Raw genomic sequence first — 14,589 nt, 5'->3', positions numbered from 1 at the left:
TCGGGAAGCACGCGGACGACCTTGGACCGCCTGGTGGAAGTCACATCCGGACTGCGCGCCTATCGGCGCTTTCCACCACCCTCGCCGAGCAGTCCGGCCTTGCGGAGGGCGTCCGCCATCGCGCTGTTGGCGGGCGCGGGAGCCGCCGAACGGTCCCGCCCGCCGCGGTCGTTCCGGTTCCCACCGCCCTCGGTCCTCCGGCCGCCGCCCTGACGCTGCTGCGGCGGACGGCCGGAGCGTTCGCCCCGCTCGCCCCGCTCGCCCCGCTCGCGCCCGGGCGCGCCGCCCTGACCGCCTGCGCCCGGCGCGTCGTCCAGCCGCAGCGTCAGCGAGATCCGCTTGCGCGGGATGTCCACGTCCACGACCTTCACCTTGACCACGTCACCGGGCTTCACCACGTCACGCGGGTCCTTGACGAAGGTCTTCGACATCGCCGACACGTGGACCAGGCCGTCCTGGTGCACGCCGACGTCCACGAATGCGCCGAACGCGGCCACGTTGGTGACGACGCCCTCCAGGACCATCCCGGACGCCAGGTCGCCGATCTTCTCGACGCCCTCCTTGAAGGTGGCCGTACGGAACGCCGGGCGCGGGTCGCGGCCCGGCTTCTCCAGCTCGCGCAGGATGTCCGTCACCGTCGGCAGACCGAAGGTCCCGTCGACGAAGTCGTCCGCCCGCAGCGAGCGCAGCGTGCCCGTGTCGCCGATCAGCGCGGCGACCTCGCCGCCGGTCGCCTTCACCATCCGGCGCACCACCGGGTACGCCTCCGGGTGCACCGCCGAGGCGTCGAGCGGGTCGTCACCGCCCCGGATCCGCAGGAAGCCCGCGCACTGCTCGTACGCCTTCGGGCCGAGCCTGGCCACGTCCTTGAGCGCCTTGCGGGAGCGGAAGGGGCCGTTGGCGTCCCGGTGCGCGACGATGTTCTCCGCGAGGCCGGAGCTGATGCCCGAGACCCGCGAGAGCAGCGGCGTCGAGGCGGTGTTGACGTCCACGCCGACACCGTTCACACAGTCCTCGACCACCGCGTCGAGCGAACGCGAGAGCTTCACCTCGGCCAGGTCGTGCTGGTACTGGCCGACGCCGATCGACTTCGGGTCGATCTTCACCAGCTCCGCGAGCGGGTCCTGGAGCCGCCGGGCGATGGAGACGGCGCCGCGCAACGACACGTCGAGGTCCGGGAGTTCCTGCGAGGCGAAGGCGGAGGCCGAGTAGACCGAGGCGCCGGCCTCCGAGACCATCACCTTGGTCAGCTTCAACTCGGGGTGCTTGGCCAGGAGTTCGGCCGCCAGCTTGTCGGTCTCGCGGGAGGCCGTGCCGTTGCCGATCGCGATCAGCTCGACCGCGTGCTCCTCCGCCAGGCGCGCCAGCCTCTCCAGCGCCTGGTCCCACTTGTTGGCGGGGACGTGCGGGTGGATCGTGTCGGTGGCGACCACCTTGCCGGTCGCGTCGACGACCGCGACCTTCACGCCCGTGCGGAAACCGGGGTCGAGCCCCAGCGTCGCCCGGGTGCCGGCCGGAGCGGCGAGCAGCAGGTCCCGCAGGTTCGCCGCGAAGACCCGGACCGCCTCGTCCTCGGCGGCCGTGCGCAGCCGCAGCCGCAGGTCGATCCCGAGGTGCACCAGGATGCGGGTCCGCCAGGCCCAGCGGACCGTGTCCCGGAGCCACTTGTCCCCGGGGCGGCCCCGGTCGGCGACGCCGAAGCGGTTCGCGACGATCCCCTCGTAGGAGGAGGGCCCCTCCACGGGCTCCTCCGGCTCCAGCTCCAGGGCGAGGACGTCCTCCTTCTCGCCGCGCAGCATGGCGAGCACGCGGTGGGAGGGCAGCGCCGTGAAGGGCTCGGCGAAGTCGAAGTAGTCGGCGAACTTCGCTCCCGCCTCCTCCTGCCCCTCGCGGACCTTCGCCACGAGCCGCCCGCGGCCCCACATGCGCTCGCGCAGCTCGCCGATGAGGTCGGCGTCCTCGGAGAACCTCTCGGCGAGGATCGCCCGCGCGCCCTCCAGGGCCGCGGCGGCGTCCGCGACGCCCCTGCCGGCGTCCACGAAGGCCGCGGCGGCGGCCGTCGGCTCGACGGACGGGTCGGCGAGCAGCCCCTCGGCCAGCGGCTCCAGGCCCGCCTCGCGGGCGATCTGGGCCTTCGTCCGGCGCTTCGGCTTGAAGGGCAGGTAGACGTCCTCCAGGCGCGCCTTGGTGTCGGCCGCCCGGATGCTCGCCTCCAGCTCGGCCGTCAGCTTGCCCTGCTCGCGCACCGAGTCGAGGACCGCCGACCGGCGGTCCTCCAGCTCGCGCAGATACCGCAGCCGCTCCTCCAGGGTGCGCAGCTGCGCGTCGTCGAGCATCTCGGTCGCTTCCTTGCGGTAGCGCGCGATGAACGGCACGGTCGAACCGCCGTCGAGGAGCTCGACGGCTGCCTTCACCTGTCGCTCGCGTACGCCGAGCTCCTCGGCGATCCTTGCTTCGATGGACGTCGTCACGGTGTCCCGACTCGCCTTCTCGTGCCTCAAGCTTGCGAGTGCATTCTGCCGGGTCGGTCACCCGTACGCGGTAACCGACCCGTTCCGCGCGTCCCGTCCCGCCGGGTCAGCCCTTGCCGAGCAGGTCCGCCGGGAAGGCGCCCGAGCCGACCGCCGTGACCAGGAAGCCGCGCCCCAGCTCGGTGAGGCGTTCCACCCCGGCCGCGCCGAGGTGCTCGTACGGGGCGGAGTCCAGCCGGTCGGTGTGCTCCTCCAGCTCGGCGCGCAGGGCCGTCCCCGCCTCCGTCAGCTCGCCCTCGGCGTCGAGGAGCCCGCGCTCGCGCAGCCGCTCCTTCGCCGCCTCCCAGTCGGAGCTCCGCCAGCCGCGGGTGCCGAGGAACCAGCGCGGGGCCATGCCCTTGCCGGTGGCGGTGTGCGAGGCGACGGCCTCGACGGGGTCGAGTCCGGCGGAGAGCAGGGCCGAGAGGTGGCCGTCGCCGCGGTGCTCGCGGAGCAGGGTGGCGGCCCACCAGTAGGCGAGGTGGGGCTGCTCGGGCACCGGCAGGTCGGCGTGCGCCGAGTAGAGCGGCCGGGCGTGCCGGGTGCAGGCCTCGGAGGCGCGCAGGGCGAGCTCCGCCGCCTCGGCCATCTCGGCGGAGGCGACGGCCTCGTCGCCGAGCAGCCGGCGCAGGGTCGCGTCGACGGTCCGCAGCCGCGCCTCCAGGACCTCGGCGGGGGAGGCGGTCTCCCAGACGGCCGGGAGGTGCTGCGCGAGGAACGCGTGGTTGTAGTTGTAGAAGGCCGCGGCGACCGTGCCCGCGCCCACCGCGCCGAGGGCGGCGCTCCGCGCGGCGAGCCGCATCGCGCTCCGGTCGGTGAAGCCGAGGGCGGCGAACTCGCGGTCCAGATCCGGCGAGAAGTACAGCGTGGAGTGGATCGGGTTGAGGGCGCCGTGGCACCGGCGGCCCGCGCGCGGGGGAAGGGCGGTCGTCGCAGTCGTCGCAGTCGTCATGGACCGAACGTTACCGACTGGTCGGTACGACGGGAACGGTCGGCCGGCACGGAGTCCGCGGGGCCCCGTGGAGGCGGCGTCCTCAGAGGCCGTACGTGAAGCGGGGCGCGCGGCGCTCCAGGAAGGCGGCGACGCCCTCGGCGGTGTCGCCGCTGCCGCGCGCCTGCTCCGCCCAGTGGGCGTCCCGGTCCGGACGGCCGTCGACGAACTCCTTGGCCGCCGCCTGGGTGAGCAGCGAGCGGGAGGCGAGGACCCGGGCGAACTCGGCCACCCGCTTGTCCAGCGCGCCCGCCGGGTGCAGCTCGTCCACGAACCCGGTCCGCAGCGCCCGTTCCGCCTCCATCAACTCGCCGGAGAACAACAGGTACTTGGCGGTCGAGGGGCCGACCAGGGCGGTGAGCCTGCGGGTCGAGGAGGAGGGGTAGACGATGCCGAGCTTGGAGGGCGTGATCCCGAAGCGGGCGCCCTCCTCGGCGAAGCGCAGGTCACAGGCGGCGGCGAGCTGACTGCCGCCCCCGACGCAGAAGCCCCGCACCGCCGCGACGGTCGGCTTGGGGAAGGCCGCGAGCGCCTCCTCGGCCCGTACCGCGAGCGTCTGCTGCTCGTCCCCGGGCTCCCGCAGTGCCGAGATGTCCGCCCCGGCGCAGAAGGTGTCGCCCTCGCCGGTGAGGACCAGCACCCGGACGGCCGGGTCGGCGGCGAGCCGCTCCAGGACGGCGGGCAGGGCGCGCCACATGCCGACGCTCATGGCGTTGCGCTTGGCGGGGTGGGAGATGACGACGGTGGCGATCCCGTCCGTGACGCTGTCCCTCAGCTGCGGCTCCATGGGCCGGATGCTATCCGCCGGGCCCGAACGTACGATCAGGAAGGGGGCGCCCCGAGGAGGCACCGCATGGCCAAGGACGCCCGAGGCACACGAGCCGACCCCGACGCGGTCCGGGAGAGCGAGCGCGAGGGGAAGAAGCTCAGCCGCAGCTTCAGTTGGCTGGCCGTGCTCGGCATCCTGCTCGTGCTCGGCGGTGTCGTCGGTCTGGTCTACACGGGGGCCGCCACGCTGACCTCGATGCTGCTCTTCGGCTGGCTGCTGCTCATCGGCGGCGTCGTGGGGCTGCTCCAGGCCGTCCAGTCGCGCGGCACCAGCTACTTCTGGCTCGCCGTCGTGGTGGCCGCCCTGAACATCGCGGCCGGTGTCGTGGTCATCCGCCATCCGCACGGCTCGGCGGAGGCGCTGACGATGTTCGCCGCCCTGCTCTTCCTCACCGGCGGGCTGTTCCGGCTGGTCGGCAGCGTGGTGGTGCGCGGGCCCCAGTTCGGCTGGACGCTGCTCCAGGGCGCCTTCGGGCTGCTGCTCGGGCTGCTGGTCCTGTTCGACTGGCCGCACAGCAGCCGGTACGTCCTCGGGATCTTCTTCTCGCTCGCCCTGCTCTTCGACGGGCTGGGCCTGATCGCGATCGGGGTGGGCGGCAGGCGGATCGTCAGTATGGTGACGCCGTCGGCGCCGGCCGGGGGTCCGCCTCCGGAGCCCTCAGAAAGTGCACAGGATCAGTCGAACAACTGACGTTGGCATACCCGGCCGATCAGAAGGTGGCCGATAGGTGTCGACTTATGGTCAGTAGGTCGGTAGGCCCGCGCGCATTGCCAAGACTCGATCCGTGGCGAGAATCGAGCACGAGGGTGGGAACGGGACCGTGGACACCCACGGGGGTGTCCCCGCCCGGCAACCCTCCTACGAAGGAGTCTGGCGCTTCACCGCTGCAGCGGTCGACGTCTCCGTCCCGCAGGCCCGGCACGCCGTACGGGACCTGCTGGTCCGCCAGGGCGTCCCCGTCCGCGAGGAGATCATGGACGGCCTGCTGCTGATCGTCTCCGAGCTGGTGACCAACGCCGTGCGGCACGCGGCACTGCTCTCCCCGGAGATAGCGGTGGAGGTCGCGATCGGCCCCGAGTGGGTCAGGGTGTCCGTCGAGGACAACCACCCCTACCGCCCCAAGGCCCTGGAGGCGGACTGGGGCCAGACCGGTGGCCGGGGCCTCCTCCTGGTCCGCGAGATCGCCCAGGAGTCCGGCGGCACCTGCGACGTCGAGCACACCGCGAGCGGCGGGAAGATCATCTGGGCGGCGCTGCCCCTGGGGCCCGCCTGACGGGGTCCGCCGGACCGCGCCAGGTGCACACGGCCGGAAGCCCCGGCCCCGGTGGCACCGGGGCCGGGAGGGGCGCCGGGGTCACCAGCCCCCGGACGGACCCGTCAGCTCCCTGATCGCCGGCCGCGCCGCGTCCAGGACCGTCATGAACCAGGCGGAGAAGGGCGCGGCGGCGTGCCGCTCGACCAGCTCGTCGGCGGTCACGAAGTCGGTGGACTCGATCTCCTCCGGGTCCGGCCGCGGCGCGGCCTGCACGAGGCCGACGAAGAGGTGGTTGAACTCCTGCTCCACCAGTCCCGAGGCCGGGTCCGGGTGGTTGTAGCGGACGGTGCCGGCCTCCGCGAGCAGCGTCGGCGAGACGCCCAGCTCCTCGAAGGTCCGCCGGGCCGCCGCGGCGAACGGCGCCTCGCCCGGGTAGGGGTGGCCGCAGCAGGTGTTCGACCACACGCCGGGAGAGTGGTACTTGCCGAGCGCCCGCCGCTGGAGCAGCAGCCGGCCCGACTCGTCGAAGAGGAAGACGGAGAAGGCGCGGTGGAGCTGCCCGGGCGCCCGGTGCGCGGCGAGCTTCTCCGCGGTGCCGATGGTCCTCCCCTCCTCGTCGACCAGTTCGAGCATGATCGGCGCCGGGGCTCCGGACGGCTGGACGCCGTTCGACGTGATCTCCGGCGAGATCTGAGCCGCGGTGGCTGGTGTGGTCGGCATACCCATCCTTCGCATCGGTCCTCGGCCCGGTGGGGCCCCCACAGTGTGCCGTACAAAAGCGGCTTGTCCGCACTTCGGCGTCCGGACGTGGCCGCTCCCACCGCACCGGAGTACAAGCGGTGCGGTGGGAGCGGCGCCCTCGTCCGGGGCGGCTAGACCCCGAAAGCCGCCGGATAGGCGATCGTGCCCGAGGGGACGGGCTCCGAGGCGTCCAGGACGAGCGCCATCATGGCCTCGTCGGGGACCTCGAAACCTGGCTTGATTCCGTACTCGGACGCCCGTACGAACCCGAACCGGGGGTAGTACTCCGGATGGCCGAGCACGAGCACGAGCCGCTCCCCCCGCAGCCGGGCCGCGTCGAGGACCGCCCGGACGACGGCCTGCCCGGCCCCGGCGCGCTGGTGCTCCGGAGCGACCGCGACCGGGCCGAGGGCCGCGGCGGGGACGCCGTTCACGTGGCAGCGGGAGATCAGCGCGTGCGCGGCGACCGTGCCGTCGGGTGCCTCCGCCACGTACGACAGGCCGGACAGCCAGGCCCCGGCGTCCGCGCGGAGCGCGTCGACGAGGGCGGCCTCCTCCGGGGTCGGGAAGGCCGACGCGTTGACGGCCCGCACGGCGGCGACGTCCCCCTCGCCCTCGGGGCGGGTGCGCCAGCGCGGATCGGCGACCCGCAGGACGAAGCCGGCGTACCCGTAGTCGGACCCGTGCCCGCGCCGCAGCGCGATCTCGGCGCGGGCCCCCGCCACCGCCTCGGCCATGCCGGGCACGGCGGTGTCCGCCGCGTCGGCGTGCGCGGCGAGCGGGACGTAGTACTCGTCCCAGTCGCTCTCGGGCTGCGGGACGGTCCCCAGGACGTGGTAGCCGGCCGCCACGGCCGCCGCCGCGTTCCCGGCGACGGTGCGGAGGGCGTAGTGCTCCTCCCAGAAGGCGCGGGCCGCCGGGCCCGGCTCCCCGGTGGTCCAGACGCACTCGGTGAGCACCAGCGTGCCCCCGGGGGCGAGGAGCCGGCGCCATTCGGCCAGCGCCCGGTCGAAGCCGAGCACGAAGACCGAGCTCTCCGCCCAGACCAGGTCGAAGGAGCCGTCGGGGAACGGCAGCGCCCGCATGTCGGCGTGCAGGGGACGGACCTGACCGTCGAGGCCACGGGCGGCGGCGGCCTCCCGCAGCTCCGCGAGGAACGGCTCGTGGGTGTCGACGGCGGTCACCTCGGCGCCCGCCTCGGCGGCCAGGAGCAGCGCGGAGCGACCGGGGCCGCAGCCCAGGTCGAGCACGCGCGGACGCTCCGGCAGCCGACCGGTGAGCGCGAGGAGCCGACGGGTGGTGGTGTCGGAGCCCGGACCCTGGCGCGGGAGGCCGTGGTGCAGGGCGAAGAAGGAGTCGTGCAGGGCGTTGTCGGACAACGTGGAAACCCTTTGGGTGAAAGGGCCCCGGCCGACGACGTGACGTACCGGTGGAAGGACCGGGATCAGGTCAGCCGGAGACCCGGAGGCTGAGGGACGACCGGGTGCTGCCGCACTGGGCAGCCTCCATCGCGACGGTCATCGACCTCAGCTCCTCTCCACGCCTGTTCGTACGACGAGACTAACAGCAGGCGTCGCTCAGAGGCAGAGCTTCGCCTCGTGCTCCGCGTGCCCGACCGGCTCCAGCTGGAAGGTGCAGTGCTCCACGTCGAAGTGCGAGCCCAGGCAGCCCTGCAGGGCGTGCAGCATCTTCTCGTGTCCGACCGAGTCCAGCGCGCCCTGGTCGACGACCACGTGCGCGGAGAGCACCGGCATCCCCGAGGTGATCGTCCAGGCGTGCAGGTCGTGCACGTCCTCGACGCCCGGCAGGTCCAGGATGTGCGCCCGCACCTCCGCCATGTCCACGCCCTTGGGGGCCGCCTCCAGGAGGACGTCCAGGGTCTCGCGCAGCAGCTTGACCGTGCGCGGCACGATCATCAGGCCGATCACGATCGAGGCGATCGGGTCCGCGTACTGCCAGCCCGTCGCCAGGATGATCGCGGCCGCGACGATCACGGTGACCGAACCCAGCGCGTCCGCGAGCACCTCCAGGTACGCCCCGCGCACGTTGAGGCTCTCCTTCTGGCCCCGCATGAGCAGCGACAGCGAGACCACGTTGGCCACCAGGCCGACCACCGCGAACGCGATCGCCAGGCCGCCCCTGGTCTCGGCCGGTTCGACGAACCGCTGGACGGCCTCGTACAGCACGTACCCGCCGACGACGAGCAGCAGCAGACAGTTGGCGAGCGCGGCCAGGATCTCGGCCCGGGCGTACCCGAACGTGCGGTTCCCCGAGGGGGGCCGGTTCGCGAAGTGGATCGCGAGGAGCGCCATCGCGAGGCCGACCGCGTCGGTCGCCATGTGCGCCGCGTCCGCGATCAGCGCGAGCGAGTCGGCGGCCAGGCCTCCGACGATCTCGATCACCATCACGGAGAGCGTGATGCCGAGTGCGATCCGCAGCCGGTTCCTGTACGCGGCGGCCGCCGTCCCCGTGGGCGGCGGGCCGCCGTGGCCGTGCCCGTGATCGTGTCCAGCCCCCATGACAAGGCCTCCCGGTCGTGTCGCGTGTGTGCCCCGATTCGCAAGTGAACTACGGGAGGGGGGTATCGGCAACACGGCACTGAACACCGTTGTCATATGCTCTGACCTGCGACGACGTCAGAGCGGGAGGACAGGGGCGCCGACCTCCCGGAACGGGGCCCGCGGGGCGGTCCGTCGACCGCCGGGGGCGGTCCCCGCGGAACGCGGCGCACCCGGACGGACACGGACCGTCCCGGGGGAGTCCGGCCGGCGAAGCCTCGGTGAACTCGCGTTCCGTTCATCCGATAGCCTCAGCCGACGTGTCGCCGCCCGGTGCCGGCCGCACCGCCGCGCCCGGGGCCGCCCATGCCCCGCCGGCCCCTCCGTCAGCTCCAAGGAGTGAGTTCGTCTGTCGACCGCCATCCTCACCGGCCCGCCGGCACCCGGATCCTCGCTCGACGGTGATCTGCGGTCGCTCGGCTTCGACGTCCGGATCGCCTCCGGCGCCGAGGAGGCCGGCGCCCTGCTGGCCGCCGTCCCGGCGGGCGAGCGCGTCGCGCTCGTCGACCCCCGGTTCGTCGGTCACCTGCACGCGCTGCGCCTCGCCCTGACCGACCCCCGCTTCCCCGCGGCCGCCGCTCCCGGCGCGCTCACCGCCCAGGGCGAGGCCCGCCCCGCGCTCGCCCGCGCCCTGGAAGCGGTCTCCGCGACCGCCGGGACCACCGGCGGCGGCACGCTCACCGGCGGACCCGGCCCCACCGGCGGCCCCGGCCCCACGGACGCGCACGGCCTCGCGGACTCGCTCGCCGAGGCCCTCGACGCCGACGGCGTCGCCGTGCACCGGCCCCAGCTCGGCACCCTCGTCGCCACCGTGCCCACCGACGCCGAGGCCCGCCACGAGGCCCGCGCCGCCGTCGACGCCGTCGACGACGAGGCCGTGCGCCTGCGCTCGGCGGTCAAGGCGCACGACGGCTTCTTCACCACCTTCTTCATCAGCCCGTACTCGCGCTACATCGCCCGCTGGTGCGCGCGCCGCGGCCTCACCCCGAACCAGGTCACCACCGCCTCGCTGCTCACCGCGCTGATCGCGGCCGGCTGCGCGGCCACCGGCGCCCGCGGCGGCTACATCGCCGCCGGCGTCCTCCTCCTCGTCTCCTTCGTCCTCGACTGCACGGACGGGCAGCTCGCCCGCTACGCGCTCAAGTACTCGACGATGGGCGCCTGGCTCGACGCCACCTTCGACCGGGCCAAGGAGTACGCCTTCTACGCGGGCCTCGCCCTCGGCGCCGCCCGTGACGGCGACGACGTCTGGGCGCTCGCGCTCGGCGCCATGGTCCTCATGACCTGCCGGCACGTCGTGGACTTCTCCTTCAACGAGGCCAACCACGACGCCACGGCCAACACCAGCCCCACCGCGGCCCTCTCCAACCGGCTCGACAGCGTCGGCTGGACGGTCTGGGCGCGCCGCATGATCATCCTGCCGATCGGCGAGCGCTGGGCGATGATCGCCGTCCTCACCGCCGCCACCAGCCCCCGGATCGTCTTCTGGGCGCTGATCGTCGGCTGCGCCTTCGGCGCCTGCTACACCACGGCGGGCCGCGTCCTGCGCTCCCTGACCCGCAAGGCGAAGCGGACCGACCGGGCGGCCCGGGCGCTGGCGGACCTGGCGGACTCGGGCCCGCTGGCCGGGATCGCGGGCCGGACGTTCGGCCGTGCCGGACTCCGGCTGCTCCCCGGCTTCGTCCCCGCGCTGATCGCCACGGGCGTGCTGCTCGCCGCGGTCATCGGCCGCCCGTTCGGGGACCGCGGAACCGTCGTCGCCGCGGCCGTGTACGTGGTGTTCGCCGGCGCCGCCGTCGCCCGCCCCCTCAAGGGCGCCCTCGACTGGCTCGTCCCCCCGCTCTTCCGCGCCGCCGAGTACACCGCCGTCCTCGTGCTCGCGGCCCGTTCCGACTCCCCGCAGGCCCTGCCCGCCGCATTCGGGCTGGTCGCGGCCGTCGCCTACCATCACTACGACACGGTGTACCGCATCCGCGGAGGCACCGGCGCGCCGCCCGCCTGGCTGGCGCGCGTCACCGGCGGACACGAGGGGCGCACGCTCCTGGTGACCGTCCTCGCCGCCCTGCTGGCGGACCGCGGCGACGACTTCACCCTGGCACTGACCGCGCTCGCGGTCGCCGTCGCGCTGGTGGTGCTCGTGGAGTCCATCCGCTTCTGGGTCTCCTCCGGAGCACCCGCCGTTCACGACGAAGGAGAAACAGCATGATCGGCCTCGTACTGGCAGCCGGTGCCGGACGGCGTCTGCGCCCCTACACCGAGACGCTTCCGAAGGCCCTCGTGCCCGTGTCCGGCGAGGGCACCGAGAACGAGCTGACCATCCTCGACGGCACGCTCAAGAACTTCGCCGAGATCGGCCTCACCGAGGTCGCGATCGTCGTCGGCTACCGCAAGGAGGCCGTCTACGACCGCAAGGAGGCCCTGGAGGCCAAGTACGGCCTCGAGATCACCCTCGTCGACAACGACAAGGCCGAGGAGTGGAACAACGCCTACTCCCTGTGGTGCGCCCGTGAGGTCCTCAAGCGCGGCGTGATCCTCGCCAACGGCGACACGGTCCACCCGGTCTCCGTCGAGAAGACCCTGCTCGCCGCCCGCGGGAACGGCCAGAAGATCATCCTCGCCCTCGACACGGTGAAGAACCTCGCCGACGAGGAGATGAAGGTCATCACCGCCGAGGGCAAGGGCGTCCAGCGCATCACCAAGCTCATGGACCCGGCCACCGCCACCGGCGAGTACATCGGCGTCACCCTCATCGAGGCCGAGGCCGCCGAGGAGCTCGCCGACGCCCTCAAGGCCACCTTCGAGCGCGACCCCGACCTCTACTACGAGGACGGCTACCAGGAGCTCGTCAACCGCGGCTTCACCGTCGACGTGGCCCCCATCGGCGACGTCAAGTGGGTCGAGATCGACAACCACGACGACCTCGCGAAGGGCCGTGAGATCGCGTGCCAGTACTGACTCGGCTGATCCCCTCGCCGGTCGTCGTCGACATCCGCCGGGGAGCGCTGGACGACCTGTCCGCGCTCCTCGCGGACCGACGGATCTCCAGCAACGGCAAGATCGCCGTCGCCATCAGCGGCGGCTCGGGCCTCAAGCTGCGCGACCACTTCGCCCCCGAGCTGCCCGGCGCCGACTGGTACCCGGTCTCGGGCGGCACGATCGACGAGGCCGTGAAGCTCGCGGACGCCATGCGCGGCAAGCGGTACGACGCCGTGATCGCCCTCGGCGGCGGCAAGATCATCGACGTGACGAAGTACGCGGCGGCCCGGGTCGGGCTGCCGCTGGTGGCCATCGCCACCAACCTGTCGCACGACGGGATCTGCTCCCCGATCTCCACCCTGGACAACGACAACGGGCGCGGTTCCTACGGCGTGCCCACCCCGATCGCGCTGGTCGTCGACCTCGACGTGATCCGGGACGCCCCCGTGCGGTACGTCCGCTCCGGCATCGGCGACGCGATCTCCAACCTCTCCGCCATCGAGGACTGGGAGCTCTCGCACCGCGAGACCGGCGAGCCCGTCGACGGCCTGGCCGCCGCCATGGCCCGCAGCGCCGGCGAGGCGGTGCTCCGCCACCCCGGCGGCGTGGGCGACGACGACTTCCTCGTCACGCTCTCCGAGGGCCTGGTGATGTCCGGCATCGCCATGTCCATCAGCGGCGACAGCCGCCCTTCCTCGGGCGCCTGCCACGAGATCAGCCACGCCTTCGACCTGCTGTTCCCGACGCGCGCGGCCAGCCACGGCGAGCAGTGCGGCCTCGGCGCGGCCTTCGCGATGCACCTGCGCGGTGCGCGGGACGCCTCCGGCGCGATGGTCGAGACCCTGCGCCGGCACGGGCTGCCCGTCCTGCCGGAGGAGATGGGCTTCACCGTGGACGAGTTCGTCCGGGCGGTGTCCTTCGCCCCGCAGACCCGGCCGGGCCGCTTCACCATCCTCGAACACCTCGACCTGTCCGACGACGAGATCAGGGACGCGTACGCCGACTATGCCAAATCCATCGGTAGCTGAGGTCCGTCCCGCGCGGAAGCCGTCGGTAGCTGAGCTCCGCCCGGTGGTCCACCCGCCGGGCGTGAAGGACCGGCGGAGCGGCGAGCACTGGGGCGGCCGCCTCTACATGCGGGAGATCTCGCTCAGGATCACCCGGCAGCTCGTCGGCACCAGGATCACGCCGAACCAGCTCACGTACGTCATGACGCTCGCGGGCGTCCTCGCCGCACCGGCCCTGCTGGTGCCCGGGATCCCCGGGGCGCTGCTCGGCGCGCTCATGGTCCAGCTCTACCTGCTGCTCGACTGCGTCGACGGCGAGGTGGCCCGCTGGAAGAAGCAGTTCTCGCTCGGCGGGGTGTACCTGGACCGGGTCGGCGCCTACCTGTGCGACGCGGCCGTCCTCGTCGGCTTCGGCCTGCGCGCCGCCGACCTGTGGGGCTCGGGCCGGATCGACTGGCTGTGGGCCTTCCTGGGCACGCTCGCCGCGCTCGGCGCCATCCTGATCAAGGCCGAGACCGACCTCGTCGGCGTCGCCCGCCACCAGGGCGGCCTGCCGCCGGTCAAGGAGGCGGCCTCCGAGCCGCGCTCCTCCGGGATGGCGCTGGCCCGCCGGGCCGCCGCCGCGCTCAAGTTCCACCGGCTCGTCCTCGGCATCGAGGCCTCGCTGCTCATCGTGGTCCTGGCGATCGCGGACCAGGTCAGGGGAGACCTCTTCTTCACCCGGCTCGGCGTCGCCGTCCTCGCCGGCATCGCGCTGCTCCAGACCGTGCTGCACCTCGTGTCGATCATGGTCTCCAGCAGGCTGAAGTGAGGCCGGCCGTGAGCACGCCGCTCAGGGTGGGAGCCGTCGTCATCACGATGGGCGACCGCCCCGACGAGCTGCGCGCGCTCGTCGACTCGATCGCCGCGCAGGAGGGCGACCCGGTCGAGGTCGTCGTCGTGGGCCAGGGCACCCCGGTCACCGGGGTGCCCGACGGGGTGAGGACCGTCGACCTGCCCGAGAACCTCGGCATCCCCGGCGGCCGGAACGTCGGCATCGAGGCCTTCGGCCCCGGCGGCACCGACGTCGACGTCCTGCTCTTCCTCGACGACGACGGGCTGCTCGCCCACACGGACACCGCGGAGCTGGTCCGGCAGGCCTTCACCGCCGACCCGCGCCTCGGCATCATCAGCTTCCGGATCGCCGATCCGGAGACCGGGGCCACCCAGCGCCGGCACGTGCCCCGGCTCCGCTCGGCCGACCCGATGCGCTCCTCGCGGGTGACCACCTTCCTCGGCGGCGCCAACGCCGTCCGCACCAAGGTCTTCGCCGAAGTCGGCGGTCTGCCGGGCGAGTTCTTCTACGCGCACGAGGAGACCGACCTCGCCTGGCGCGCGCTCGACGCCGACTGGATGATCGACTACCGTTCCGACATGGTGCTGTTGCACCCCACCACAGCTCCGTCCCGGCACGCCTCGTACCACTTCAACGTGGCCCGCAACCGAGTGTGGCTGGCACGTCGCAACCTGCCCGCGCCCCTGGTGCCGGTCTACCTCGGCGTCTGGCTGCTGCTCACCCTGGCCCGGCGGCCCTCGCCCTCCGCGCTGAAGGCGTGGCTCGGCGGATTCCGCGCGGGCTGGACGACCCCCTGCGGACCGCGCCGCCCCATGAGGTGGCGTACGGTGTGGCGCCTGACCCGGCTGGGTCGCCCCCCGGTCGTCTGACATCGTGGTACTCCACGT

General features: G+C 73.3%; 13 protein-coding genes. 7 read left to right on the top strand and 6 right to left on the bottom strand.

Annotation, left to right across the window (positions count from 1 at the left end; translation table 11 throughout):
• Window positions 1-59 precede the first annotated feature (59 nt).
• The 3 genes from ACZ66Z_RS01925 to ACZ66Z_RS01915 all read right to left on the bottom strand — a co-directional run bounded on the left by ACZ66Z_RS01925 (window position 60) and on the right by ACZ66Z_RS01915 (window position 4,288).
• On the bottom strand, window positions 60-2,471 hold the full coding sequence (locus ACZ66Z_RS01925; RefSeq protein WP_469931992.1) for a Tex family protein: 2,412 nt from the start codon (window positions 2,469-2,471) through the stop codon (window positions 60-62).
• Between the two features lie 106 nt (window positions 2,472-2,577).
• Window positions 2,578-3,462 (bottom strand): SCO6745 family protein, encoded by an 885-nt coding sequence (locus tag ACZ66Z_RS01920; protein ID WP_469931991.1) that lies wholly within the window; start codon window positions 3,460-3,462, stop codon window positions 2,578-2,580.
• A gap of 82 nt (window positions 3,463-3,544) precedes the next feature.
• The gene (locus ACZ66Z_RS01915; protein ID WP_469931990.1) at window positions 3,545-4,288 is read right to left on the bottom strand and encodes an enoyl-CoA hydratase/isomerase family protein; all 744 of its coding nucleotides are present in this window, start codon (window positions 4,286-4,288) and stop codon (window positions 3,545-3,547) included.
• Between the two features lie 66 nt (window positions 4,289-4,354).
• On the opposite strand from ACZ66Z_RS01915, the gene ACZ66Z_RS01910 reads away from it, so the two are divergent.
• Entirely contained in the window at window positions 4,355-5,020 is a 666-nt protein-coding gene (locus ACZ66Z_RS01910; RefSeq protein ID WP_469931989.1) for an HdeD family acid-resistance protein, read from the top strand.
• A gap of 130 nt (window positions 5,021-5,150) precedes the next feature.
• Window positions 5,151-5,603, top strand: a complete 453-nt coding sequence (locus ACZ66Z_RS01905; protein ID WP_469932255.1) for an ATP-binding protein — start codon at window positions 5,151-5,153, stop codon at window positions 5,601-5,603.
• 81 nt (window positions 5,604-5,684) lie between these two features.
• On the opposite strand, the gene idi is transcribed toward ACZ66Z_RS01905, so the two are convergent.
• From idi to ACZ66Z_RS01890, 3 genes are all read right to left on the bottom strand, one after another.
• Window positions 5,685-6,305 carry an isopentenyl-diphosphate Delta-isomerase gene (idi, locus tag ACZ66Z_RS01900; RefSeq protein ID WP_469931988.1) on the bottom strand — a complete coding sequence of 207 codons (621 nt, stop codon included), beginning with the start codon at window positions 6,303-6,305 and terminating at the stop codon, window positions 5,685-5,687.
• Window positions 6,306-6,457: 152 nt separating this feature from the next.
• Window positions 6,458-7,705, bottom strand: coding sequence for a GNAT family N-acetyltransferase (locus ACZ66Z_RS01895; RefSeq protein WP_469931987.1), 1,248 nt, complete (start codon window positions 7,703-7,705; stop codon window positions 6,458-6,460).
• A gap of 198 nt (window positions 7,706-7,903) precedes the next feature.
• Window positions 7,904-8,845, bottom strand: a complete 942-nt coding sequence (locus tag ACZ66Z_RS01890; RefSeq protein ID WP_469931986.1) for a cation diffusion facilitator family transporter — start codon at window positions 8,843-8,845, stop codon at window positions 7,904-7,906.
• 445 nt (window positions 8,846-9,290) lie between these two features.
• Between ACZ66Z_RS01890 and ACZ66Z_RS01885 the strand changes: the two genes are divergently transcribed.
• Genes ACZ66Z_RS01885 through ACZ66Z_RS01865 form a run of 5 tightly spaced genes read left to right on the top strand, consistent with a single transcriptional unit; the run spans window position 9,291 to window position 14,571 of the window.
• Window positions 9,291-11,090, top strand: coding sequence for a DUF5941 domain-containing protein (locus ACZ66Z_RS01885; protein ID WP_469932254.1), 1,800 nt, complete (start codon window positions 9,291-9,293; stop codon window positions 11,088-11,090).
• Window positions 11,087-11,839, top strand: a complete 753-nt coding sequence (locus ACZ66Z_RS01880) for a phosphocholine cytidylyltransferase family protein (protein ID WP_469931985.1) — start codon at window positions 11,087-11,089, stop codon at window positions 11,837-11,839. The genes ACZ66Z_RS01885 and ACZ66Z_RS01880 overlap by 4 nt, the downstream gene beginning before the upstream one ends.
• Window positions 11,827-12,888, top strand: coding sequence for an iron-containing alcohol dehydrogenase family protein (locus ACZ66Z_RS01875; protein ID WP_469931984.1), 1,062 nt, complete (start codon window positions 11,827-11,829; stop codon window positions 12,886-12,888). The genes ACZ66Z_RS01880 and ACZ66Z_RS01875 overlap by 13 nt, the downstream gene beginning before the upstream one ends.
• A complete protein-coding gene (locus ACZ66Z_RS01870; RefSeq protein ID WP_469931983.1) occupies window positions 12,866-13,678 on the top strand; it encodes a CDP-alcohol phosphatidyltransferase family protein in 813 nt (270 codons plus the stop codon). Before ACZ66Z_RS01875 ends, ACZ66Z_RS01870 begins: the two co-directional genes overlap by 23 nt.
• Window positions 13,679-13,725: 47 nt before the next feature.
• Window positions 13,726-14,571, top strand: a complete 846-nt coding sequence (locus ACZ66Z_RS01865) for a glycosyltransferase family 2 protein (protein WP_469932253.1) — start codon at window positions 13,726-13,728, stop codon at window positions 14,569-14,571.
• Window positions 14,572-14,589 lie beyond the last annotated feature (18 nt).

Source organism: Streptomyces sp. NPDC107498 (genome assembly GCF_055582805.1).
The sequence above is the reverse complement of the archived record's forward strand: the minus strand, read 5'-3'. Positions and strand labels throughout refer to the sequence as shown.

What these genes read in the sequence shown, in the direction of transcription:
- ACZ66Z_RS01880 (WP_469931985.1), top strand. Translation starts at nt 11,087, where the DNA reads ATGATCGGCCTCGTACTGGCAGCCGGTGCCGGACGGCGTCTGCGCCCC.
- ACZ66Z_RS01910 (WP_469931989.1), top strand. Translation starts at nt 4,355, where the DNA reads ATGGCCAAGGACGCCCGAGGCACACGAGCCGACCCCGACGCGGTCCGG.
- ACZ66Z_RS01915 (WP_469931990.1), bottom strand. Translation starts at nt 4,288, where the DNA reads ATGGAGCCGCAGCTGAGGGACAGCGTCACGGACGGGATCGCCACCGTC.
- idi (WP_469931988.1), bottom strand. Translation starts at nt 6,305, where the DNA reads ATGCCGACCACACCAGCCACCGCGGCTCAGATCTCGCCGGAGATCACG.
- ACZ66Z_RS01870 (WP_469931983.1), top strand. Translation starts at nt 12,866, where the DNA reads ATGCCAAATCCATCGGTAGCTGAGGTCCGTCCCGCGCGGAAGCCGTCG.
- ACZ66Z_RS01920 (WP_469931991.1), bottom strand. Translation starts at nt 3,462, where the DNA reads ATGACGACTGCGACGACTGCGACGACCGCCCTTCCCCCGCGCGCGGGC.
- ACZ66Z_RS01865 (WP_469932253.1), top strand. Translation starts at nt 13,726, where the DNA reads ATGGGCGACCGCCCCGACGAGCTGCGCGCGCTCGTCGACTCGATCGCC.
- ACZ66Z_RS01890 (WP_469931986.1), bottom strand. Translation starts at nt 8,845, where the DNA reads ATGGGGGCTGGACACGATCACGGGCACGGCCACGGCGGCCCGCCGCCC.